The 24,217-nt window shown below is 63.2% G+C and carries 17 protein-coding genes; 6 read left to right on the forward strand and 11 right to left on the reverse strand.

Features of this window, described 5'->3' with window-relative positions:
* Positions 1–29: 29 nt before the first annotated feature.
* Positions 30–1,520 (forward strand): alpha/beta hydrolase family protein, encoded by a 1,491-nt coding sequence (locus RY831_RS11890; protein ID WP_326506560.1) that lies wholly within the window; start codon positions 30–32, stop codon positions 1,518–1,520.
* A gap of 115 nt (positions 1,521–1,635) precedes the next feature.
* Here RY831_RS11890 and RY831_RS11895 read toward each other — a convergent pair whose 3' ends face one another.
* From RY831_RS11895 to RY831_RS11915, 5 genes are all read right to left on the reverse strand, one after another.
* Entirely contained in the window at positions 1,636–4,092 is a 2,457-nt protein-coding gene (locus tag RY831_RS11895) for a mechanosensitive ion channel family protein (protein WP_326506561.1), read from the reverse strand.
* A gap of 235 nt (positions 4,093–4,327) precedes the next feature.
* Entirely contained in the window at positions 4,328–4,963 is a 636-nt protein-coding gene (locus tag RY831_RS11900; protein WP_326506562.1) for a PqiC family protein, read from the reverse strand.
* A 1-nt stretch (position 4,964) separates the two neighbouring features.
* Positions 4,965–6,599, reverse strand: coding sequence for a PqiB family protein (locus tag RY831_RS11905; protein ID WP_326506563.1), 1,635 nt, complete (start codon positions 6,597–6,599; stop codon positions 4,965–4,967).
* Positions 6,592–7,248, reverse strand: coding sequence for a paraquat-inducible protein A (locus RY831_RS11910; protein WP_326506564.1), 657 nt, complete (start codon positions 7,246–7,248; stop codon positions 6,592–6,594). The genes RY831_RS11905 and RY831_RS11910 overlap by 8 nt, the downstream gene beginning before the upstream one ends.
* Positions 7,245–7,925: a paraquat-inducible protein A gene (locus tag RY831_RS11915; RefSeq protein ID WP_326506565.1), complete on the reverse strand. Its 681-nt coding sequence runs from the start codon at positions 7,923–7,925 to the stop codon at positions 7,245–7,247. The genes RY831_RS11910 and RY831_RS11915 overlap by 4 nt, the downstream gene beginning before the upstream one ends.
* A 333-nt stretch (positions 7,926–8,258) precedes the next feature.
* Between RY831_RS11915 and RY831_RS11920 the strand changes: the two genes are divergently transcribed.
* On the forward strand, positions 8,259–9,179 hold the full coding sequence (locus RY831_RS11920) for a LysR substrate-binding domain-containing protein (RefSeq protein ID WP_326506566.1): 921 nt from the start codon (positions 8,259–8,261) through the stop codon (positions 9,177–9,179).
* Positions 9,180–9,222: 43 nt separating this feature from the next.
* Here RY831_RS11920 and RY831_RS11925 read toward each other — a convergent pair whose 3' ends face one another.
* The 3 genes from RY831_RS11925 to RY831_RS11935 form a co-directional block, all read right to left on the reverse strand.
* Positions 9,223–9,606, reverse strand: a complete 384-nt coding sequence (locus RY831_RS11925) for a hypothetical protein (RefSeq protein WP_326506567.1) — start codon at positions 9,604–9,606, stop codon at positions 9,223–9,225.
* A 96-nt stretch (positions 9,607–9,702) separates the two neighbouring features.
* Positions 9,703–10,890: a hypothetical protein gene (locus RY831_RS11930; protein WP_326506568.1), complete on the reverse strand. Its 1,188-nt coding sequence runs from the start codon at positions 10,888–10,890 to the stop codon at positions 9,703–9,705.
* Between the two features lie 475 nt (positions 10,891–11,365).
* The gene (locus RY831_RS11935) at positions 11,366–11,620 is read right to left on the reverse strand and encodes a hypothetical protein (protein WP_326506569.1); all 255 of its coding nucleotides are present in this window, start codon (positions 11,618–11,620) and stop codon (positions 11,366–11,368) included.
* Between RY831_RS11935 and RY831_RS11940 the strand changes: the two genes are divergently transcribed.
* The 3 genes from RY831_RS11940 (at position 11,619) to RY831_RS11950 (ending at position 13,217) form a co-directional block, all read left to right on the forward strand.
* A complete protein-coding gene (locus RY831_RS11940) occupies positions 11,619–11,789 on the forward strand; it encodes a hypothetical protein (RefSeq protein ID WP_326506570.1) in 171 nt (56 codons plus the stop codon). The two genes, RY831_RS11935 and RY831_RS11940, sit on opposite strands and share 2 nt — an antisense overlap.
* A 133-nt stretch (positions 11,790–11,922) precedes the next feature.
* Positions 11,923–12,624 (forward strand): pirin family protein, encoded by a 702-nt coding sequence (locus RY831_RS11945; protein ID WP_326506571.1) that lies wholly within the window; start codon positions 11,923–11,925, stop codon positions 12,622–12,624.
* 302 nt (positions 12,625–12,926) lie between these two features.
* Complete coding sequence (locus tag RY831_RS11950; RefSeq protein ID WP_151633582.1) at positions 12,927–13,217, forward strand: HU family DNA-binding protein; 291 nt, start codon at positions 12,927–12,929, stop codon at positions 13,215–13,217.
* 390 nt (positions 13,218–13,607) lie between these two features.
* Here RY831_RS11950 and recD read toward each other — a convergent pair whose 3' ends face one another.
* Genes recD through recC form a run of 3 tightly spaced genes read right to left on the reverse strand, consistent with a single transcriptional unit; the run spans position 13,608 to position 22,786 of the window.
* A complete protein-coding gene (gene recD, locus RY831_RS11955; protein ID WP_326506572.1) occupies positions 13,608–15,683 on the reverse strand; it encodes an exodeoxyribonuclease V subunit alpha in 2,076 nt (691 codons plus the stop codon).
* Positions 15,684–15,695: 12 nt separating this feature from the next.
* Complete coding sequence (gene recB / locus RY831_RS11960) at positions 15,696–19,361, reverse strand: exodeoxyribonuclease V subunit beta (RefSeq protein WP_326506573.1); 3,666 nt, start codon at positions 19,359–19,361, stop codon at positions 15,696–15,698.
* The gene (recC, locus tag RY831_RS11965) at positions 19,358–22,786 is read right to left on the reverse strand and encodes an exodeoxyribonuclease V subunit gamma (RefSeq protein WP_326506574.1); all 3,429 of its coding nucleotides are present in this window, start codon (positions 22,784–22,786) and stop codon (positions 19,358–19,360) included. The genes recB and recC overlap by 4 nt, the downstream gene beginning before the upstream one ends.
* Before the next feature lie 884 nt (positions 22,787–23,670).
* Here recC and RY831_RS11970 point away from each other — a divergent pair.
* Positions 23,671–24,108, forward strand: a complete 438-nt coding sequence (locus tag RY831_RS11970) for a hypothetical protein (protein ID WP_326506575.1) — start codon at positions 23,671–23,673, stop codon at positions 24,106–24,108.
* Positions 24,109–24,217 lie beyond the last annotated feature (109 nt).

Here is a 24,217-nt window from a genome sequence, read left to right on the forward strand (position 1 = left end):
TTTGAAAATCATAAATTTCGGAGACAAACATGGCATCAACAATGGCTTCCGCGCTTCGGCTCGCGGTAGTAAGTGCTTTCCTTGCAGGTTGCGGTGGTGGCGATAATGACGTAGTAGCAAGTGCCGGCAGCACGGGCACGACGCCGGTGACCCCGCCGGCCGAAGCGAAACGTCCTCAGGACAGCCGCACTTTTTCCGTCACTGAAGCCAGCCTGCCTTTCGAGCCGCTGGCCGGCGCTCCCGAGGCCGACCGCTGGTGGGGCGTTCACCAGGGCTCGGGCTACCGGATCGAGGTACCAAAAAACTGGAACGGCAAGCTGGTCATGTATGCGCATGGCTATGCAGGCACCGGACCGGGGCTGACGGTCAGCAACCCCGGCATCCGCCGCCACCTGCTTGAACAGGGTTACGCCTGGGCGGCGTCGAGCTACACCCGCAATTATTATGATGTGCGGGCCGGTGTGGAAGACACCAACGCTCTGGCGCTCGCATTCAACAAGATCGCCGCCGAAAAGGGCCGTGCACTGGCGGCGCCGACCAAGACCTACATTATCGGCGTGTCGATGGGTGGACATATCACGGCCGCCGCGGTCGACGAGGAAGCGCTGCAGACCGCCAACAATAAGGTGCGCTATGCCGGCGCGGTACCGATGTGCGGCGTGCTGGGCGATACCGAACTGTATGATTTCTTCGCTGCCTACCAGGCTGGCGCGATGCAGCTGGCGGGCCTGCCGGCAACCACCTGGCCCGTCACCAACTGGGCGGAAATCGAGCCCGCGGTGCGCTCTACTTTCTTCAGCACCTTCCCGACGGCCACGGTCAACGGCGTGACGACGGCGCAGGGCGACAAGCTCAAGCAGATGGTGAAGAACCTGACCGGCGGCGAGCGTCCGATGTTCGACATCGGCTTCGCCGGACCCTATACCGCCACCGCATGGGGTACCTTCGGGCGTGACGGCAAGATGCTCGGCATCCTCAACGAAGACGTGGTCAGCACCAAGGACTTTATCTACCAGTTCGACAACGACCTTGCGCAGTCGGCCGAGGAGAGAGCTTTCAATGCGTCGATCTACCGCGTGCAGGCAACGCCGGATGCAAACCGTCTGCGCACCGACGGCTTGCGCTGGGTACCCAAGACCAATGCGCGCATCAATGTTCCGGTCGTGTCGATCCATACCCTGGGCGACATGTACGTGCCGTTCAGCATGGAGCAGATCTACAAGCGGCGCGCCGATGCACAGGGCACGTCGCAATGGCTGGTGCAGCGCGCGATTCGCGGCGTCAGCCATTGCGACTTCACCATGAAGGAGCAGGCATCCGCATTCGATGCGATGATCAACTGGGAGCAGAACGGCGTGAAGCCGGAAGGCGACGACGTGCTGACGCCGGCAACGGTCGCCAGCCCGACTTACGGCTGCAAGTTCACTGACAACACCCTGACAGTGGACGAGCCGGCAACTTCGGCGATCGCAAGGTCGCGCGAAGCGCTGAAGGTGTCCAATCCCTGCCCGGCGTCCTGATGGGTAATACGATCATCTGATCGAGCTCCCTTCTCCCGCCGGCGGGGGAAGGGAACCTTATTCGCCGGACCAAGCAGTATCAAGTTGCCTGCTCAGTCGGAATGCTAAAACCCGACTACGGCGTAACCGCAGGCGGCGATTGAGGCTGTTCCACCCCCGGACCTGCGGGATTCACCCCGGCATCCGGCGCCTGCGCCGGCAAGTCCTGGTTGCTCAAAGCGTCATTGATGTCGCTGATCAGATCGCTCCTGACCCTGAGCCAGGCATCGAGGTCGCCTGTCCAGACCCTGAGCTCGAATTCGAAGGCATCGACGCCGCGCTTGATGAACAGCACTTCCGGCTCGGGCGATTCCAGCACCTGCTTGTTCCAGCGCGCGACTTTAATCAGCGTGGCTTTCAGCCGGGTCACATTGATGTCCGGCTTTGTCACCACCGGCACCGCGATCTGGCGCAACTGGCTCGACAGGGTCCAGTTGGTCACCTTGTCGGCGATCAGCTTGCCGTTCGGGATGATGACTTCCGCGCCGGTGGTGCTGTGGATCACAGTGGCGCGGATGCCGATATGCTGAACCCTGCCGACAATGCCGTCGATTTCCACGGTGTCACCCACCTTCACCGGCCGCTCGAACAGCACGATCAGTCCCGAGACGAAATTGTTGACGATGTTCTGCAAACCGAAGCCGATGCCGACCGTAAGCGCGCCGGCGACAATGGTGAACTTGGTCATGTCGACGCCGATTGCCGTCAACGCAAGCACCAGGCCGGACAGCAGGATGATGTAATGCACGGTGGTCGACACCGCATACGGCAGGCCGCGGTCGAGCCGTACCCGGGAAAAGATTTCCTCCTCCAGGAAGAAGCGCGACAATCTCGACAACTGGTAAGTGGTCCAGAGAACGAGCACGAACAGCACGATATCGCTGACCGCGACATTCAGGCTTCCGATATCGAAACTCGCCTTCCATAGCGCGAGCAGCCAGCCGAGTGCCTGCTGCAGGAATCCGGTCGCCTGCAGAGTGAGAATAATCCACAGCAAAAAGGCGAGCCACTGCATCCAGCGATTGATGCGCATGGCGATGCGGGCGCGATGGCGGCGCACCCCGGCCAGAAACGACAGCGGCGGCACGTACAGCATGCCGTGCATCAGTCCTTCGCCGGCGCGCGTTAGCACGTACAGAACTGCGCCGGTATAGGCGCTGGACAGGGTGGTGCGCATCACGAGGTCGGCCAGCCGCGAATAGCCGCCGGCATTGCAGGCCAGCACCAGTGCCGACAGCAGGAAAAGCGTCCAGCTTCCGTAGTAGAGGGTTCGTGCCGCCGCGCGCGACTCGGGCAAGCCCTCGCGGCGATACTGGCGCAGCGCCGCCACCATCACCAGCAGAAGGCCGAACGCTTCCACCAGCAGCATGAAGCGATGCACACCCGGCAAGGGCGCGAACAGGGCGCGCACACGGTCCAGCAGATAGAAAATGACGACCGATAGCAGCAGCGTATAGATGCGCCGGTCCACCACGCGGCGCGCGAACGCAAGCAGCGGCGCGGAAGCGAGCACGCCCATCATCAGCCATAGTGCCCGCGGCGGGCGCGGATAGAACCAGGTGCTGAACAGCATCGCCAGCAACAGCGCGGTGACGACCGGCATGTCATAGATCTGCCGGTTGCCCTTCAAGCCTTCGTCGGTCTCGCACAGGATATCGACCCGGCTGCGCGCGGCCGACAAGGCAATGATGAGCAGGCCGAGGAAGCAGGCATGGAAAATGAAGCTCCTGACATGGGCGCGCACGTAATCGCCGAGCGCGATGGACTGGTTGACGAGGTTCTCGCCCGCTTCCACGGAAAAGCTGCGCAGCCATGCCGCCCAGAAGTCGCCGCTCCACAGCGGCGAACTGTCACGGTAGAGCAGTCGCGTCACCGCGCGTTCGCTGGCGTCGGCAAGCATGCGACGAACATCGGCGAGCTGGGTACCGATATCGGTGGCGCGGCCCTGCAGGGCAAGCACCTTGGCACGGTCTTCCAGCACGCTCTTCTTTGCAGCGGCGACGGTGCGGCTCAGATCCCTCGCGCGGTCGAGCACATCGGGAGGCGCGGCTGCCTCGGCTGCCGCCTTTGTAGTGGCGTTCCAGACGGCTTCCAGCCGTTCCAGCTCCTTCAGGTCGCGATCGTTCTGCAGCGCAGTGCGCGTCAGATCGCGACGCAACGGTGCCGTGCGCAGCTCGATGTCGCGCAACTCTTCTTCTAGGTTCTGGATGCTTTCCAGGGAAAACGCAGCCCGGTTGAGCCGGCGCGCCATCTGGACCCGATAGCCGGTTTCACGTTCCAGCAGCGGCAGGCGATCGCCTGCGGTCTGAATGACGTCCTCGATGCGGGCCCGGTTCTCCAGCTGCCGGACTTCGGCCAGCGCGGTTTCGGCCTGTATCGCGATATCGGAGATGGCAACAGGCTCCGGCGCCGGCGGCGCTTCCGGCGCTTTGGGAGGAGCGGCCGGGGCAGGGGCAGGCAAGGCAGCGGCGGGCGGCTTGGGCGGTATCTGCGCCAATGCATCGCCCTGCAGGCAGAACAATACCAGCAGCAAGGGTATCCATAACCCCGGCGTCCGCAGGCGCAGACGGCCGCAAGCTTTGGGAAATGCGAAAAGAAGAAATCGGTTCACGCTTGTGTTTATCCGGTATGCATGGAAAGGCGCCGCACGTTGGCCGTCCGGCCGGTATGTTTTGCCGGAGAAAGGCAAGTGCGGGAGATGAATTTTTCCCGTGCATGATACTTCATGCATGCCATGCGGGCTGCGCGGCAGGATAGGGCTGCAGCCGCTATTTCGCCGCCGCCGTCGGAGCGGGCATTGCCGCGATCGCCGCCGCGATGTCGCGGCTGACGCCTGCCATGGCGCGTGCGAAGGCAGGAGCGATTTCCTCATTGCCGGACCCATGCACCGGTTCGCGCGCTGCCGATTGCCCGGCCAGCGGCGCCTGCGGCGTTGTCGACCGGATGGACCACAGGGCTTGCACCACCACGGCCTCGCCCGGCACCGCATCGAAGCGGCTGATATCGATTGCCACCCGGATCTGCGCATTCTGGGCGGCCGCATCCCGGTCGAGCGCCACGCGGGCTCCCGGCAGATGGCTGCGCAATCCGCTTGCAATCGCCTGCGCGATTTCGGAACGCAGCGGCTGTGCCCAGCGATGCTGTTCGAGCAGGTCTACCTGCGTCGCTCCGCGCCGCACCACCAGCTGCGAGCGGTCGACGATTTCCGGTACCCGCACCGGACCCACCGCGATGCCGATGCCGGATGCCGCATTGTCACCCGGCGCGCTCGCAGCCGAGGCAGCCGGGGTGGTCGCCGAAGGATTAAGCGTATAAAAGCTTTCCTTGGATGTCGACGCGCATGCGCCCAGCATGGCGCAGGCAAGCATCATCGTCGTCTTCCGGATGAGCATGGGTGCGGACATGTTATTCCTCTTCCTTTTTTCCGCGCAACAGCGCTTCGGGGTGGCGGCTCAGGTAATCGGTGAGTTCGCGCACGGACTGCGCCGCGCGTCCGACTTCATTGAGCGTATCGCGCAGGTCCTGCTGAACCGGGGCGTCGCTGGCCAGGGTGCGTTCCGCATTGCCCAGCGTCTTGCGCGCCTGCTCCAGCGTCTGCTTCACTTCCGGCAGCACGCTGCCGTCGAGCTGGCGCACCAGCTTGTCGGCGCTCTCCAGCGTGGCGCGCAGGCTGACCAGGGACTTGTCGAGGTTATTGCCTATCGTGTCGAACGGCACCTTCTCCAGCTTGCGCGCGATGCTGCTCAGGGTTTCCTGAAGATCTTCGAAGGCGCCCGGCACCGTCGGCAGGGTCGCCGGTGTCTTGCTCCAGTCGATCTTGGTGCGCGGCGCGTTGGGGAAGAAGTCGAGCGCGATCAGCAGCTGGCCGGTCAGCAGATTGGCCGTCTTTAACTGGGCGCGGAAGCCGCGCGCCACCAGCCTGTCGAACAGCACATGCGGCTCGCGTTCCATCGCCGACAATTGCGGCGCGCCCGGGCGATAGCGGGAACGCATGCGCTCCGGGTAGATCTCTATCTCGACCGGGAAACGCAGCGTCTTGCTATCGCGGTCGTACTCGACGCTGACGGCCTTCACTTCGCCGATCACGATGCCGCGGAAATCGACAGGCGCGCCCGGCGCAAGGCCGCGCAGAGATTCGCCGAAGTACAGCAGATAGGTTTGCACATCTTGCCCGACACGCTTGAGCGCATCTTCCTTGTTGCCGAACAGGGTGAAGCTGGCGTTGGCTGCCGCCGGTTCGCCTGCCGAACCCTCCGGCGGCGACTGGAAGGCGATGCCCCCCACCACCACCGAGATCAGCGACTCGGTATTGAGCTTGAAGCCGGAGCCTTCGAGCGAAATATCGATGCCGCTCGCATGCCAGAAGCGCGTGTTGCTGGTGACGAAACGATCGTTCGGCTCGTTGACGAAGATTTCCAGCGTGACGCCCTTGCCATCTTCGTCCAGGGTGTAGGCGGTGACGTTGCCGACCTGCACGCGACGGTAATAGATCGGCGCGCCGATGTACAGTGAGCCGATGTCGTCGGCGCGCAGCGTGAAGCGGCGGCCCGGCGAATCGGAAGTCACCGGCGGCGGCGTGTCGAGCCCGGCGAAGTTGCGCTTGGTTTCCTCCGACTTACCGACGTCGACGCCGATGAAAGCACCCGAGAGCAGCGTGCCGATGCCGGTGACGCTGTTGAAGGTCACGCGCGGGCGCACCACCCAGAAGCGCGTGTCGGCCACGATCAGGTCTTCGGCCTGCTTGCTCATTTCGGCGGTGACGATGACTTGCGAGCGGTCCTTGGAAATGGTGATGTTCTTGACGGTGCCGATGTCCACATCCTTGTAGCGCACCTTGGTCCTGCCCGCTTCCAATCCCTCCGCGTTCTTGAAGGTGATCGTGATCGTAGGACCCTGCGACATGACCTGCTGCACCGCGACCCAGGCGCCGAGCAGCGCCGCCACGATGGGAATGAGCCAGACCAGGGATACCGCCCAGCGGCGCCTGGGCACGGCGACCGCGTGCGGAATACCGGAATCGTTATGCGGGTGGTCAGTCATTGTTCTCCTCTGCGTTGGTCGCGTTGTCCCAGATCAGCCGTGGATCGAAGGACTTGGCCGCCAGCATGGTGAGCACCACGACCGCGCCGAAGGCGGCGGCGCCGATGCCGGCCTGCATCGAGGCGAGCGCCTCGATCTGCACCAGAGCCACCGACAGCGCGACGACGTACACATCAAGCATCGACCAGCGGCCGATGAACTCCACCATCCGGTAGAGCCGGGTGCGCTGGTGTGGCCGCTTCGATGAGCGGCGGTGCACCGAAATCAGCAGCAGCGTCAGCGCAAACAGCTTGGTCAGCGGCACGACGATGCTGGCAATGAAGATCAGCGCGGCAATGAACCAGGAACCGGTGTTCCAGAACAGCACCACGCCGCTCATGATGGTATTGCTCTGCGACTCCAGCACAGAACTCGTGTACAGGATGGGATAGAGATTGGCCGGGATGTAAAGTATGTAGGCCGCGATCAGCAAGGCCCAGGTGCGCGACAGGCTGCCTGGCTTGCGCAGGTGGACGTCGGCATGGCACCGCGGGCAGCGGAGTTCTACCGCATGTCCGGGTGCGCGGCAGAGCAGGCCGCAGGCATGGCAGGACAGCAGGCCCAGCGAGGCCGCGGAACGCATTGCGCCGGAGGATGGCGACGGGTTCATCGCAGGGCCTCCGCCGAACCTGCGCGCGCCTGTGCCCTGGATGCTTGCGCTTGCCGTGCATCTTCCGTCCAGCGCCACAGGTCGCGCGTGCTGAACGACGCCGACAGCCAGGAAAACAGCACGATCACTCCGCAAAAGGACCAGAAGGCAATGCCAGGCACGATGCTCGCCAGTTCGGACAGCTTGACCAGCGTGACCAGCAGTCCCAGCAGAAAAACTTCCAGCATGCTCCATGGGTGCGCGGCAAGCAGCATGCGGAAAGCCGTGGTCATGCCCGACGGCACGCGGCCGAAGCGCAGCGGCAGCAGCATGTAAAGCAATGCCGACAGTTCCAGCGCCGGCACCAGGATGGTGGTGACGAACATCAGTACTGCGACCACCGGCCGTCCCTGTTCGGCCAGCAACTGCGCCGAGCCGAACAGCGTGGTCGAGACCGCGATGCCTTGCGTCGACAGCGTGGCGATCGGGAAAAGATTGGTCACCAGGAACATGATCGCGCAGGCGAGCGCCAGCGCGATCATTGTATCGAGCCTGGTTCGCGGACCGCGGTACAGCACGGCGTCGCAGCGCCGGCAGCAGGCAACGGCCCGCGCCGGAAGCTCGACTTCGTGCTGAAGCAAATCGCATTGTTCACAGGCAATCCACTGCCTGCGGACTGCCGCATCGGCAGCCTTCATAGTTTGTTCCTGCGTCATGGTTGTTCACGAATAAAATAGCCGCGTGTCGTTGTTCAATCTAATACATGGACGAATACGCTGACGCCGCATCGCTTGGACGCGCTCACCATCGATTGACGTTGATCGGCCACCGAAGTTGCCGTTAATTAAATTGTCGCTGCGCTAGAGCAAAGCCTGAAGCCAGGTACGCCGATATCACGGCCGTTTCCGTCGTTATCTGCTGCTGTTGAGAAAGTTTGCCAGCGGCAGCTGATGTACCATGTGCATTGCCGGACCTGCTACCGGCATTGTAAATACGAAAAACGACTGCTGCCGCCAGGCGCGAAAACGCACATGCTCAAACTTACTCTCGACGCGCTGCAGATCATCGACGCCATTGACCGACTCGGTTCCTTCTCCGCTGCCGGCAAGGAAATTTTCCGCGTGCCGTCAACGATTTCCTATACGGTGGGCAAACTGGAAGAGGATCTCGGCGTTACCCTGTTCGAGCGTTCCGGTCCCAAAGTGATCCTCACTCCGGCAGGCAGGGAATTGCTCAAGGAAGGCCGGCATCTGCTGCGGGCGGCCGGCGACCTGGAGATGCGGGTGCGGCGCGTGGCGTCAGGCTGGGAAACCGAATTCGCCATCGGCATGGATTCCCTGCTGACGCCGGTGGCGCTGAAAGACGACATCATGGATTTCTATCGGGTCGCCGACCAGACCCGGCTGAGAATCGTGCAGGAAGCCTTGTCGGGCAGTTGGGAAGCGCTGCTGGACCGGCGCGTCGATCTGCTGATCGGTGCCGCCGGCGAAGGCCCGTCCGGCGGCGGCTACAAGGCCGAACCCATCGGCGCGGTACGCTTCGTGTTCGCTATCGCGCCTTCGCACCCGCTGGCGGCGATCGACCGGCCCCTGCGCAAGGACGACCTGCGCCAATACCGCGCAATATCGGTTGCGGACTCCGTACGGCAGACTCCCGCGCGCACCGTTGGCCTGCTGCTCGGTCAGGAAACCCTGGCCGTGCCGGACATGCAGACCAAGTTTCGGTTCCAGCTTGCCGGCATTGGATTCGGCTTCCTGCCGGAAGCCTGCATTCGCGAGGCGGTGGCGACAGGCGCTCTCGTGGTCAAGGAAGTCGAGGAGCCGCGCGCTGAGGAAATGTTTTATCTCGCCTGGCGCACCGGCGAGGAAGGCGCAGCCCTCAAGTGGTGGCTGGACCGTGCGCGGCGGTATGCCGCGCCGGACCGATTCGTGTCCTTGGTACGGGCATGTTAGCGGAGGCGGAGCGCGCCGCGCGCCCGGCATAATGAAATCCGCTCTAGTCAAGCAGCTTGCGAACAGCCGCATGCTCCATGACCACCAGCGGTTCGGCTTGCAGGATGTCGCGATAGCGCAATGTGAATGGCGAGGCCGGCGCGGAATCGCCGCCCGGCAGCAGCAGCTTTCTTGCCGCGCCGCGCGCCGCCTGCGCTTCCTCGGAACCGATGGATTCCTGGTCGACGAGTTCATCGATGTAGGTCATCAAGCCGCTCAGCTCGCGCAGCCATTCGAAGCCCGGATGCTTGGTCAGTAGTTGCAGCAGCTGGCCGGAATCGACCTGCCCCCATTCCGCTTCGTATTCGCGGCGGGCAACGCCGACGAGGGCCTGGTGCAGCCGCCGCAGCGCATGCGTGAGAGCCGTCAGTTCTTTTCTTTCATCCATGATGTGCTGTCCTCCGATCGGGTATGAGCCCGACATTGTGCAGCATTGCGGTCCGGGCCGCGTGGATTAAAGGCGAAGTTGCCGCACCGCTTCAGCTCAGCGTGGTGCGGCAGTGCCTGCCTTGCCTTTCGCGAACATGTCGGTAAACGCCTGGCTTAATAGCTTCCGCGGAAACTTCAGCCTGATCCTGACTGCCCGGCGCGCTTCGGTGAATTCGAGCTTCGCCGACTTGTCCGCATCCGACTTGCGCTCCGACCTGCGCCATGCCGGAAGCTGGACGGGCGATCCGGTCTTGCGCGGTTTCGTCCGCGTATCGAACGCCGCCAGCAGCCGTTCGCGCGCGGCATTGTCGAGCTGGCCTGCGTGCTGGTCGAGCGCATCGCCGAACGCATGCATTGCCGCCACGCTGCCTTCGCTTTTCTCGTAGGGTAGTGAGCTGGCCAAGGTCGTCAGGACCTGCTCAAGCGATGTGCGGTTCAATCCCGTGGCAAGAAGGGTGAATCCCCTGATGATGCCCGCAAGCGAAGCCGGCGCCGCCGCCAGGCACTGCTTCGCAGCCTCGTTGATCGCGGCTCCGTACCAAGCTTCGCCCCGCGCGGGCTGAAGCAGGGAAGCAATGGCTTCGATGGCGGTGTGATGTCCTTGCCTTACCGCATCCGGCAATTGTTCCGCAATCGCATTCAGATGTTCCGTATGGAGAGGCAGCGACAGTTCAAGCATCAGCATGCGCAGCGCGGTGATGTCCGAAGCATCGTTTTCACGAAGAGCCGATTGGAACCGATGGGCCAGATCATTTGCCGGACATCTCTCCCGTATCTTTTTCAAGACCGGCTCGCGCTGTTCCGGCGATGTGCGGTAGCTGAGAAGATGAATGAATTCCCGCAAGGTTGCGGTATTTTCTTTGGATTCAATACCAGGGAGGTGCTGGGATGCCGAGATGATGATGTCCCTGCAACGCTTGCGGTCACCCATGTAGTACATCTGCTGCCGCAGATAGGAAACAGATTCGGCGTCGCCGGAGCGCAACGCGGCAATCAGCGCCGCTTCCATGTGGGTTTCGAGGGTCCTCGCGCGCTCGACCATGTCGTTGGTGCCCTTGTTGACATCGCATGCCGCCTTGATCGAGTCCAGGGCCGGCGACCCTCGCTGTTTGCCTTCAATCTCGATGTTGTGACGTGAACTATCAAGAACTGATCCCCAATCCGGGATCGACTCCAGATCGTTAATGCTGGGTATCGTTTGATTTGAAAGTGCGAGACTGACTACGCTTTCCGCACCGGACAAGCTGTCTTCGTGCAGTAACTCGCGCGCAAACCGTGTTCCCGCCAATGCGGGCCGGTTCTCACCGGCGTTGGATTCCCAATCCGGTATCGTTCGCAGATCAGAAAGGCTATATGTCTCCTGATCTGAAGGTGTGGGAAGGTTCGTGCCGTCGTCGGCGGACAAGAAAGCTTCATCCAGGGAGGGCCGCATGGACGCTGAACTTGACGGCCGTGTTCCACCTTCATTTCCTGAAGCGTAGCCGGAGTCCTTGGTCTCCTTGCGGGCTGTCGCGTCAGACAGCGTCCTAATCCTGGCCCGGTTGCGCGCTAGCGTGTTGAGGGATGCCGCGTTTTTCCTGTTTGAAGCCTCAGCCGTGGGCGTCCTGACTGTTGACGTAGTTTCGCCTTGCGGCGGTGCCAAGTCGGCCTTCTCAACGGGAAGTGGAAGAGCGCTGGTCGGAGGAGACGAGTTGATCCTGGCCATAAAAATTCATTCCTTATATCGTGGCCTGTCGCCAGGCTGAAGTTTGTGTCGTTTCAAACCGATCGGGTGCCGCTCCCGCCCTGCGCGTCCTTCTGATTTCGGCGCGCCGGTAATGCGACAGGCAGATGCGCCGTGCACCGCGCGCGGTTTGCGCCAGCACGCTGACCGAACGGCGTGCGGCGCTGCTGCTGATCGTGCCGAAAATGACCAGTTCCACCTCGTACAGCGATTCCGGGCGTTCGATTGCGGAATTCTGCAGCGGCACCATGCAAACCTCCTCTTGTCGAGCACATCAATGGACGGCGCGGTTATTGATGAGTGGCTTGGCGGGCAAGCTAGTTCCGGCAGGCGACCATCCGCTGAAGCACGGCGGCTGGTTTCATAAGCGCATGGACGCTGATGAGTCAATATTCGAAAAAATTGAACATACAACCTGAAACTTTCCGCTTTTTCAACAGTGATCGACTTGCCATAATGCTTGTGTGCCCATCCAAGCGGGTGTAGCAGAAAAAATGGCCTCGAAAGAAATTTCGAATGTTTCGAATGTATGAATTTCAAAAGGAGTCGATCATGTTGGAAGTTCGTAAAAGCACAGAGCGCGGCGCAGCCAGTTTTGGTTGGCTCAACTCCCGTCACACATTTTCATTCGGCGAGTATTTCGATCCCCGCCAGGTCGGTTTCGGTCCGCTGCGCGTGATCAACGAGGATGAAGTCGAGCCGTCGCGCGGTTTCGGCACGCATGGCCACAGCAACATGGAGATCATTTCCTATGTGCTTGACGGCGCGCTCGAGCATAAGGACAGCATGGGCAACGGATCGGTGCTGCGGTATGGGGATGTGCAGCGGATGAGTGCGGGTACCGGCGTACGCCACAGCGAGTTCAACCATTCGGCAAGCGAACGCGTTCACTTCCTGCAGATTTGGATCGAGCCGAACCTGCGCGGCATCGAGCCGTCCTATGAGGAAAAGCATTTCGATGCCGCATCCAAGCAGGGCAGGTTGCGCCTGATCGTATCGCCGGACGGTCGCGACGGCTCGGTGTCGGTGCAGCAGGATGCGTCGATCTATGCCTCCATCCTGAATGGCGAGGACCGCATCGAACATAAGCTGGAACCGGGCAGAACCGCCTATGTGCAAGTGGTGCGCGGCCAGATCGAAGTCAACGGTATCGCCCTCGGCGGCGGTGACGGCCTGAAGATCGCCGGCGAAAGCCAGGTGACCCTGGCCAGGGCCGAAGCAGCCGAAGTGCTGTTGTTTGATCTGCCGTATTGAACCTCGGGTTGAAGGCGAGGATTGCCGCGTTGCGGCGATCCTCGCCAGCCATCGCATGAGGCAGGCGGGAAGACATCGCAGGCAAGCGATTGTTATGCAATCTCCCTATCAATTGTCCCGAATCGGCCTGATTTGGAGGCTCGAGATGCCCGGACAGGCATTTGCTGCAGTGCGCAGAGTGTTGTGGAGCGACGTATTACGCTGCTGGGGGCTTGACTACCGTCACCGGTTTAGTACTATCCACGACGGGCGACAACGCCTCACACCACAGCTAAACAACAGATGCATCATCGGAGATTGAATTGAACAAGAGCGAAATCATCGACACCGTCGCAGCCGAGCACGAACTGACCAAGGTGAAAGCCAAGGAAATCGTCGAGCAGGTATTCGGATTCGTGGGCGCCGACCTGAAGAAGGAAGGCCGTTTCTCCTTCCCGGATCTCGGCACTTTCACCGTGTCGCAGCGTGCAGCACGTACCGGCCGTAATCCGGCGACAGGCGAAACCATCAAGATCAAGGCGTCCAAGAACGTTCGCTTCAAGGCCGCTCCGGCACTGAAGGAATTGGTCGCCAAGGTCAAGGTCGCCAAGTAATCGGGACGGAGCCGTGGTCTAACAAACCCGGTTCGATAGCAGCAGCCTGATAAGACGGGGCGGAAGGAAAGTCAGCTTTCCTTCCGCCCCGTTCCATTTTCCGCACCACGAATCAGTGGCCTTATACCAATCCCAAGCCATTGCATGACATGAGATCGCGTCTTTTCCCGGCTGGCGTCGTTGCGCTCGTCATCCGTAGNTCCATTTTCCGCACCACGAATCAGTGGCCTTATACCAATCCCAAGCCATTGCATGACATGAGATCGCGTCTTTTCCCGGCTGGCGTCGTTGCGCTCGTCATCCGTAGCCCCGCTATGCATTCCTCCCGCGCCTTGCCAGACGAAAAAAATCCATCGATCTCATCCGTCATGTCATGACTTGGGATTGGTATTAGCCGAAATCGAACTCCCCCTGTCCGGGTGCGCTGGCCCGCGACGCGCGGGAGCGCTTGCTGCGCGATGCCTCGGTCGGCATGGGTGCGGCCACTGCCTGCGCCTGCATCTTCAGCATCATGCGCAGGCCGGTCATGCGTCGCGTCTGCCTGGCGATGGCGCCATCGAACACCGCGGCATTCGGCGACACCAGCGTGAAATGCCGCTTCGCCCGCGTAATGCCGGTATAGACCAGTTCGCGAGTGACGACCGGGCCGGCATCGGGCGGCAGTACCATCACCGCATGCGCGAATTCCGAACCCTGCGCCTTGTGCACCGTGGTGGCGTAAGCGGTTTCCACCTGCGGCAGGCGGCTCGGCAGCACGCCGAATACGCGGCTGCCGTCCAGCAGATAGACCCGCAGCGCATCGGGACGGCCGGGATCGGGCAGTGCAATGCCGATATCGCCGTTGGAGACGCCGAGCGATGCGTCATTGCGGGTGATCATCACCGGTCGGCCCACGTACCATTCGCCGCGACGGCGAACCAGGCCCTTGGCATCGAAGTAGCTTTCGACGGCTTCATTGACGCCGTTCACACCCCAGTCCCCCTCGCGCACCGCACATAGCAGGCGGAAGCCCTCGAAGGCCTCCAGCACCTCCCGGACCCACGCCTCGTGGGCATCCCTGCCGGTCCCGGGCGCATTTCTCAGCAACCGCAAATAGGCGTGGTACCCGCCTTCCGCACCGGCGCGTCCTTCCAGGGCCAGCTGCAGCAGGTCGGATTGGCGTGCCGCGTCGATCCACGACAATACGCGGTCTTCCGCCCGCCGCAGGCATGAAGAGGCCGCTGACGCGTCGCCGCCGTTGATGGCGGAGGCCAGCACGCCGACCGGGCCGCCAAAGCGCCGGCTCTTGCGCAGCATGACCGTCTGCTGGGCAAGAGCGTCGCCGCTTCCGAGCATCGCGTCCGGCAGCGTCTGGCCGCATGCCGCCGCGATATAGCCGGCGGTGTCCTTCAGGTAGTTGCCGTGCTCGGCGCCTGAGCAAAGGTCGCCGAGCACGGCGCCCGCTTCGACCGAGGCCAGCTGGTCCTTGTCGCCGAGCAGGATGACGACCGCGTGCGGCGGCAGCGCGTCGAGCAGGGCGGCCATCATTTCCAGGTGCACCATCGAGGCTTCATCGACGATCAGCACGTCGATGTCGAGCGGATTGCCCGCGTGATGTCGGAATGCCCGGGTGTCGGGCCGGGCGCCCAGAAGGCTGTGCAGCGTGTAGGCGGCGCCGACGCCTGCCCCGCCGCCGGACAGCGGGAGCGGCAGGGGCATGTCGCCTCCGTGATCCTTCAGGCCGTCAAGCGCCGCATCGATCGACTGCTTGAGGCGGGTGGCGGCCTTCCCGGTCGGCGCGGTCAGCGCCACGCGCATGGCTTCGGGTTTTTCCGCAAGTGCAAACAGCAGCACCAGCAGGCGGGCCACCGTGTAGGTCTTGCCGGTGCCCGGTCCGCCTGTGATGATGGACAAGTGGCTGCGCATTGCGATCGCACAGGCAATTTTCTGCCAGTCAGGTTCGCTGCCGGCTCCGGCATCGCCGGCAACGAATAGACGGTCCAGCCAGACCCGCATCTGCTGCACATCGATGTCGCGCTGCCGGGCCGCCCGGCCGGCGACCGCAGTCGCGACCAGGGTCTCATTGCGCCAGTAGCGGCGCAGGTAAAGACGCTCGCCGTCGAGCACCAGCGGCTGGTTGCGGTCGGCACTGCCGGTCACCCAGACATGGTCGCAGGCGGCCAGCGCCACTTGCCATGCCTCGGTCGAGTCCGGGACGCCGCCCGCGGCCTCGCACAAGCCCACCCAGTGTTCCTGCGGCCAGCCCAGCAGCGCGCAGGGCGATGCCACCAGGTCCGACAGAAAGAGGCAGCTGTGACCGCGCGTCTCCAGTTCCGACAGCACGGCGCAGGCCAGGGTTACCGGCGGCGGCGTGCGGCCCAGCGTATCGATGAATCGCGCGAATGCGCATCCCAGCCGCTGCAGCAGGCCTTCCGCGACGAAAGCGTCGAACCGTCCGAATAATGCGGCGCTGTCGATCATGCCCATATCATGCTCATGTCATGCCCATGTGTTTTCAACTTGTTCCGTCAGCAGCGCTTCAAGTTCGTCCAGCAGCTCGGGGAGCGCCGGCATGTGATGGCATCCGCGCGTGACGGGATTGCCGATGCCGCGCAGGAAAAAGAACACCACGCCGCCGAGTGCCTCCGCCGGATCGTAATCCTCGCCCAGCCGGCATTTGAGCAGCCGGTGCAGCGCCAGCAGGTAGATCGTTCCCTGCACGTCATAGCGGTTGGCGGCCACCGCTTTTGCCAGTGCGTCCGCATGGTAGCCGGCATCGTCCGCGGCCAGCTGGTTGGACTTGTAATCCAGTACCCAGTAACGGCCGTCGTGCTCGAACACGAGATCCTGGAAGCCGCGCAGCATGCCCTGCAGTTCGCGCTCGGCCAGCGCCGGACGTTCCTCGCCGGGCAGCAGGTGCGCGCGGCAAAGTGCATCGATGGCGCGGCTGCTCACGCGTTCGAGCGGCACCCAGAATTCCATCTCCGGGATCGTCCTCGGCAGTTCCGCCAGGGAAGCCCCCAACGGCGGCAGCGCCGTGGTGCTTGCGGCATGCATCCATTCGATCGTATCGTCCTGGTGGTGCCCCCAGCCCGCGCGTTCGCAGCGGGACGCCAGCCGTGCGCCGAAATCGGCGTCGCGCGCGGCGGCGAATCCTTCGGCGGCCAGCCATTCGAGCTGGGCGTGCAGGAACTGGCCGGGCAGCGAGCCGCGCGGGAATCGGTGCCAGGGATTGGCGCGCTGGTGCGCCGCCATGCCCTGCGGCAGTGCAAGAGGCAGCACGTCGTCATCTTCCAGCAGCTTGTCTTCGGCCGGCGTGGACGGCGCGGCGGCCACCGCCGGCGCGGGGGCCGGCCCCAGGTCGCGGGTGATGGAGGTATAGCTCGATACCGACCAGCCGCGCTCGAACTGCGCGCCGAACTCGGCCGCCTCGCCCAGCGACGCCTCCTGTTCATCGCGAGTCAGTACCGTGCAGCCTGTTTCCTCGGTATTGATGATCTCTATGTCGATATGCGCGCACGCCGAGCAGGCGTCGCGCATGGTTTGCGTGAGCGCTGCCGCCACCACCGGATTGCCGCCGGCCAGCAGATAGCCGAATGCGCAGTGATGGAAGGCGCCGTCCAGCGACGCCACGCCCATCCACAACGCATGCCTCGCGCGCGTCAATGCGACGTAGAACAGGCGCAGTTCCTCTTCCAGGCGTGCCTGGTCGGCCAGCGCGATGGCTTCGGCGGCGAGCGAGAAATCAATGCGCCGCGTACCGCCGCGCTCCGCGATTTCAAGAAAACGGTTGCGCCCCTTGCCGATGCGCCGCGCCGATACCGCAAACGGCAGGAACACCAGCGGATACTCGAGCCCCTTGGATTTATAGACGGTTACCACCTTCACCAGCTGGTCGTCGCTTTCCAGCCGCAGGATGCGTTCATCATCGGATTCGCCTTCGCCCTCGATCTGCGCCGCGAGCCAGCGGATCAGCGCCTGCTCTCCGTCGAGGCGGGTGCCGGCCTTCTGCAGCAGCTCGGCGAGATGGAGCAGATTGGTGAGGCGGCGTTCCCCGCTGGCTTCCTGCAGCAGGCGCGCGGGAATGTCGAGGTCGTGGATCAGCTGGCGCAGCATGGCCAGCACGCCGTGCCGCTGCCATACCTGCCGCCATGCCTTCAGTTGTTCGATGCACGCATCCCAGCGCGTATCGTCGGCGGCAATTTCGGCCAGCAGCGGCAAGCCGAAGCCGACGGTGCGCGTCGCGTAGGCGGCCCGGCCGAGCGCGCCGTCCAGCGGATTGGAGACCGCATGCAGCCAGCGCAGCACATCGGCGGCTTCATCGCTATCGAACACCGAATCCTTGTCCGACAGGTAGACGCTGGGTACGCGCCGGCGCTCAAGCTCGGCCCTGACGGCATCGGCCTCATAGCGGTCGCGCACGAGGATGGCGATGTCGGCCGGACGCAGCCGCTCGAAGCCGGCGTCGGAGCTGAAGCCTGCGCCCGGATCGTTGAGGAGCGTGGCGATTCGTTCCGCGCACTGGGCAGCGAAGCCGCTGCGATAGGTTTCCTGCACCAGGCCGTCGTTCTCGTTGGACCAGATGGTCAGCGCTGCGACGCCCTTGCCGTCGGCGACAAGGCATTCCTTGCGGCCGTGGGCCGTGACTTCCTCGAAGGGCAGAGGATTGGCTCCGCTGTCGCGGAAGCCGAAGGCGCCGCGCGGGTGACCGGACGAAGTGCCGCCTTCCGCATGCAGGAACAGGTGGTTGACCGCGCGCACCATGCTTTCGGTGGAGCGAAAATTGCGCGTCAGCCTGAAATGGCGCCCTTCGGTGGCGCGCCGCGCGGCCAGGTAGCTGTGAATGTCGGCGCCGCGGAAACCGTAGATCGCCTGCTTCGGATCGCCGATCATGAACAGTGCGAGCGATGTATTTTCTTCGGCGACCCGATACAGCGCATCGAAGATGCGGTACTGATCGGGCGAGGTATCCTGGAATTCATCGATCAAGGCCACCGGATACTGGGCAACGATGCGTTTTCGCAGCGCTTCGCCGTTGGCGCCGTGCAGTGCTTCCTTCAGGCGCGACAGCATGTCGGCGAAGCCGAACTGGCGGCTGCGCCGCTTCAGCTCCGCCATGCGTTTTGCGATCGTGACCGCCGCATGCGTCAGCAGCGCATGTTCCAGCGGGGCGATGGCGTTCAATGCATCGAGCAGGCTTTCCAGCTCCGCGCATTCCGGAGGCAGGGGCACGCTCTTGCCCTTGTTGAAGGCAGCCTGCAGTGCGTCGGGCACCATCTTCGGCGCACCCTTGAAGAATTCCTGGCGCGGCTTCACCAGGTTGTCGCTGTCCGCCCATTCCTGCAGGGCCTGGAACAGCCCGGCCGCTGTCGCCGGCTGCAGTTTAGTGCCGCTGATCGCGGCGCGATGCTGTTCCAGCCATGCCTGCAGCCGGGCCGCCTTGTCGGCCCAGCCCTTGCGCAGGAGGTTCGCGCAGCGCCGGTTCTCTTGTTCGAGGCGCGCCAGCATCGACGACAGGGTTTCCTGCTGGGCGCATTCCAGCAGATGCGCACGTTCGATCAAGCCGCCGATTGCGCTTTCAAAGGCTTCGAGATCCATCCAGCACATCTGCACCGAAGCCAGCGCCGCACGTTCGAGCGAGTACACGTGGTGCCGCCAATAGTCGCGCACCGCGTCCTTCCTGAGCTGGCGCTCGCTGCTGATCAGTTCCTCGTCGAACAGGCAGCCGCTGTCGAACGCATGTTCTCGCAGCATGCGCTGGCACCAGGCATCAATGGTGAATACCGCCGATTCATCCATGGCCTCGGCCGCCAGCATCAGCCGCCGTGCCGCCTGCTCGCACATCTGCTGTTCGGGATAGCAGTCGGCCAGCTGCTGCAGGAAATCGTCTTCAATACCCGCGGCCTCGCCGCGGAAGAAGGCGGCCGCTTCCACCAGGCGCGCGCGGATTCGGTCCGACAGCTCGCGCGTGGCGGCGCGGGTGAAGGTCATGACCAGTATCTCGGAGGGTTGCAGCGGCTTGATAAATCCGCGCTCGCCGCCATGGCCGAGAACGAGGCGCACATACAGCGCGGCAATGGTCCAGGTCTTGCCGGTACCGGCGCTGGCTTCGATCAGGCGCGCGCCGTGCAGGGGGAAATCGATAGGGTCGAGCAGCTGGCTCATGCGGCCTCCTGTTTCTGCAACGGCACGCCGTCGAGCGGAAAATCGGCGACGCCGCTTGCGATCCATTCATGCAGCGGGCCATAGAGCTTTTGACTGCAGGCTTCCCAATCCGGTTCGGCAGCCAGTGCTTCGAACGAGGGCCAGAGCCGCGCGAGGCAGGCATCGCCCACTTCGCCGCCCGCCTGGAAGCCGCCGTCGTAAGCGCTGCGCGGATCGCCGCCCGCGAGCATCTGCAGCGCTGTCCTGCATGCGGTTGGCAGCGGCCGGTCCATGCCGGCGCGCCAGAGCGCGACGAGTTGCTCGAGCATGTGCTGCGACGCTTCTCGTTCCAGCGGCGCGAGCACCAGCAAGCGGTCGCGCGCCACGATATAGCCGGTTACCCTGTAGCCCGCGGCGGCCGCGGCGAGCTGTCGCAGCCAGGCATGGATGAGCTTTTCGGCGCGCAGCACGTCCTTGCTCTTCACCTTCGCGAGAACCTTGCCGGGATTGATGTCGAGCCAGGCGGTCTGTTCGCCGTCGCCGTGCAGCTTGTCGATCCAGTCTTCGAGGCGGATGGCGCCGCATGCAATCGATACCGGCAATCGCGGCGCGGGGCGCGGATACTGGCGGCGCAGATCGACCCAGGCCCTGCGGACCGGCACCAGCGCCTGCACGATGGCTTCCTGCCACTGCTTGCCGGCGTGTCCGATCGGCAGAATGCCCTTCCTGCCCAGGCGCGCCGCGCGTTCGCGCAGCATGTCCTCGACGCGCGATGCGGCTTCGAGTTCGCCGCCGTCGTCGAGCAAGGTGCGTACCACCTCGTACTCTTCAAGCTTGTTGAGGAAGAAGGGTTCGTCGTCCCTTCCGATTTCCACATGGTCGGAGAAATAAACGCCCAGCCGCTGATGAAAGAAGGCCGCTGCAGGCTGGCGGATGAAACGCGCAAGGCCCTTCAGGCCGATTCGCAGGTCCGTGCCCGGATCCCACGGCGGGATGTCGCCCGCCGCCTGCATCTTGCTTCCCTTGTGCGCTGCCCGCCATTCCTTCGCATAGGTTCGAATGCCGCCGTCCTCGAAGTAGCGGCGGCTGAACGGCTGCAGCGGATGTTCGGTGGTGAGCGAAGCCAGGTCGATGTTCCAGCCTGTGCGCAGATAATCCTGCAATTGCGATACGAGAATCGATGCCGGCTGCGCGCTGTTGTCGCGCACGTCGCGGCCGACCCAGCTGATATAGAGCTTGTCGCGCGCGGCCAGCAGCGCTTCGAGCATCAGGTAGCGATCGTCGTCGCGCCGCGATCGGTCGCCGGGACGCGACATGCCGGGCTGCGCCAGGAGATCGAAGTCCGCATGCTGGGCGCGGCGGGGATAGTCGCCATCGTTCATGCCGAGCAGGCAGACCACGCGGAAGGGCACCGCGCGCATCGGCATTAATGTGCAGAATGTCACCCCGCCGGAAACGAAACGCTGGTTCAGCGAATGGTCGTCGGCAGCACCAAGCCAGGCTTCGCGCAGTACCGCCAGCGGCACATCTTCGTCGAAGCCCGCCTGGGCGCAGTCGTCGAGCCAGGTTTGCAGCGACTGTTCGAGCCGCACGCAGGTCAGCCTGTCCTGCTCATCCCTGACATCAAAGAAGTCGCGCAGCATGGCACGCGCGCGGGTGCCCCAGATGTTGGGCGCAACCGCCTGCGCCAGCAGCTTGCGCCATCCGAGCAAGGTTTCGACGAAGCTCGCCAGCGAGCCGGCAAGTGCCGCATCGAGCCCCCCGACTTCGCCATAGGGTTCGATGCCGGCATAGCCGGAGTCGGCGCCGTTCGCATAGCCGAGCAGCATGCGGCGAATGCCGAAGATCCAGGCGTTCTGCTCGCCGGCCGGCGCCAGGCCAAGCGCCTCGCGGTGCTCCCGGTCCAGGCCCCATCGCACGCCGGCGCCGTCAAGCCATTGGCCGATGCGCGTCAGGTCGTCCTCGTCGATGCCGAAGCGGGCGGCGATGGCGGGCACTTCCAGCAGGTCGCGCACCTCGCTCTGGCGGCAGCGCTGCTCCGGAAGGCGCAGCAGCCATTCCAGCGCGGCCGGCAATGGATTGACCGCGCGATCGGTGACGTCGGCGATTGCAAAGGGAATGTGGCGCGGATCGGATGAGCGGCTGTACTGGCCGAATACCGCCTGGATGGCGGGTGTGAAGCTTTCGATGTCGGGCACCATCACCACGATGTCGCGCGGCCGCAGCCCCGTCTCCTGCGCTTGGGCAAGCATGCCGAGCAGGGCGTCGTGCAGGATTTCCACTTCACGCTGCGCGCTGTGGGCGACATGGAATTCGATCGAGCGGTCGCCGGCGTCGGGCGGACAAAGCGGATGTTCGTCCAGCGGCAGCATGTCGCGAATCGCCGCCTGCACCTGGGCCAGCAGATGTTCCCCAGGCCCTTCACTGAACAGGTCCAGCCGCAGATTGGAAAAGGATTCGACGGTGGCCTGGGCATTGTCGAACTCGTCGAGCATGCGAACGAAATCCCGGCCTTGCCGGCCCCATGCCGCCAACAGCGGATTGCAGTGCGAATGCATCTGTTCATAAGGGATGGCGGAAAGATCCTTGCCGTCGCGGAAGGACTGGCGGCGGCGTTCGGCGGCAAACAGTTCGCGTCCTTCGATGATGTCGCCCCAGTAGAACTGGCACGGATTCGGAATTGCGAGGATGACTTGAACCCGGCTTGACAGCGCCGCCAGCGCCTGCATGGTCTGGTAGGGCAGCGCGGAAATGCCGAACAGGATGACCCGCGATGGCAGCCGGCCGGGAGCCGGTGCGTCCGTCTGCAGCGCAGTGACGAATCGCTGGTGTACGCCCGAACGCCCGGTGAGCCGCTCGGATGGCGGCAGTTCCTCGATGATCGTGCGCCACAGCGCTGCCTGCCAGCGCTGGTCCTCGGCCAGCGCCGGCGCCTCTCCTTTCATCCCTCTCACTACGTCATGTCCGTTTTCCCAGTCCGCCAGCCAATCGGCACGGTACACCTGGTACAGGTCCATCAGGTCGGACAGGCGGCGGGCAAGCTGCAGGCGGCGCTCGGGGTCCTGATCGGAAAGAAAGCGCTGCAACGGTTCGAAACCCGCCCTGGCGGCGACCTGCGGGAGAAGGCGCATCAGGCGCCAGACCAGCGGGGCGCGGTCGAGCGCCGAGCGCGCCGGGATGGCCTCGGAGCCAAGGACCGCCCGGTAGGCTTCCCACAGGAAGCGGGCAGGCAGGGTGACACGGGTGGCCGCGCATACGCCCATCTGCCCCGCCAGTGCGATCTTCAGCCATTCGGCGACGCCATTCGATTGCACCAGGATGATCTCCTGTTCCAGCGGATCGAGCGGATGCGCCTTGATCCAGTCAATGACGGCGCCGCGCAGGTCTTCCAGGCGATTGCCGTGGAGGGTGATGAAGCCGGGGATTAGTACAGAAGGCATAGGCATGTAATTGGCGGCCATCCATGCGGATCACGCAGGCCAGCGATCAGTCTTGTTGTCTTGTGATTGACAGGCTTTGAATTTCCGGCAACAGCCTTGCGTCGAGGCCACGTTACCCCGACATACTACTTGTTACCCGGAATAAATTGAAGTTGCTTGGGGTGATTGTTGTATCGGCTTGTGACGGCGCTGGCTGAGGCGCCGGCATGTAACGCCTTCGAAGCTGACCTTCCAGGCAGCGCCCGCGCTTGCGCCTTTTCCCGGTAGAAGTTTGCGCTATCTTCTATAAACGAATTAACGGCGTGCGGTTTGCGCTTGCGGTGATAGTCGTGGTTCTTGGTACGGGAGATTTTCGGGATTGCTTTTTTCGCACGGAGGTCAGGCCATCGGCCGGTCTTGCAAAAAACCTGCAAGCCAGGTCCGTTAAATAAGCCGGATATACCTGAAATCTCCGGTTCTTGACGGTTAGTTCGCTTTTAACGTGTTGATTGGTTCACCACGGGAAGAGTATTTGTCTCAATGCCTCATCCAGAAAGGGTATGTCTTATTGATTCGGCCCGAAAAATGGTTCCTTTTTCGGGCTGCTGATCTTACCCTCTCCTCCTGGGAGAGGGCCGGGGTGAGCGGATCCGGCCCAACATATTTTCGGGCCGGATCTATAAGCGGCATCCCGACAGCAAAGGCGGCGACTCGATCGCAAGGCAGTTGTGCCACCTTTGATCTGGATCATGCAGCCTCGGTCGGCCGCACCTAACATGATTTGTCTTCAATACCGAAGCTTGAGGTGGCCATGACCGCACTTGGCATGACTCAACCTGATTCCTCGGCTCGTCCTGATATCTCCAATAAAAACCGCCGGGCGGCAATGTTCTTTCTACTGGAGTACGACCATGCAGGGCACTCGGAACAATCAAGCCGCGCAGTCCGGCGCGGATCATCCGGACAATTCAACTCGGTGCCTGCTGGAGATGCTGCACCAGGCCATGCAATGGCCGGATGACAAATTCCACCGCTGCTACCAGCAATTGGTGGCTCAGATCGAATGCGATTGCCGGCGGCAGGAAGAGTGGCTGGAATTGCTGCCTTCGGCATTCTCCCGGCAACACCTCGAGGAACATGCGCGCATGCTGAGCGTCATGCACCATACCGCCCTTTGCGTAATGCAAGGTGATATCGCGACCGGTCGCTCCGCAATCTTCCTGCTGGTGGATTGGGTCCGCGTCCATGCCGAAACCATGGACAAGCCGTTAGCCGCCGCGATTCTGAACCAGCGTTCGCGTATCCGCCGTAGCGGCCGCCTGAGGAATGATCTGATTGATATCGGTTGAGACAACGGTGTAGCGGCAGATTGCATTTCCGTGAAAAAAATCATACGCCCGACCGGTTCCGCAAGTTAAAGCGCACCAACCTTCACAGTCAATGCTGGCGATTCCCGCC

It is taken from the genome of Noviherbaspirillum album (genome assembly GCF_035916955.1).
Classification (GTDB): Bacteria; Pseudomonadota; Gammaproteobacteria; order Burkholderiales; family Burkholderiaceae_D; genus Noviherbaspirillum; species Noviherbaspirillum album.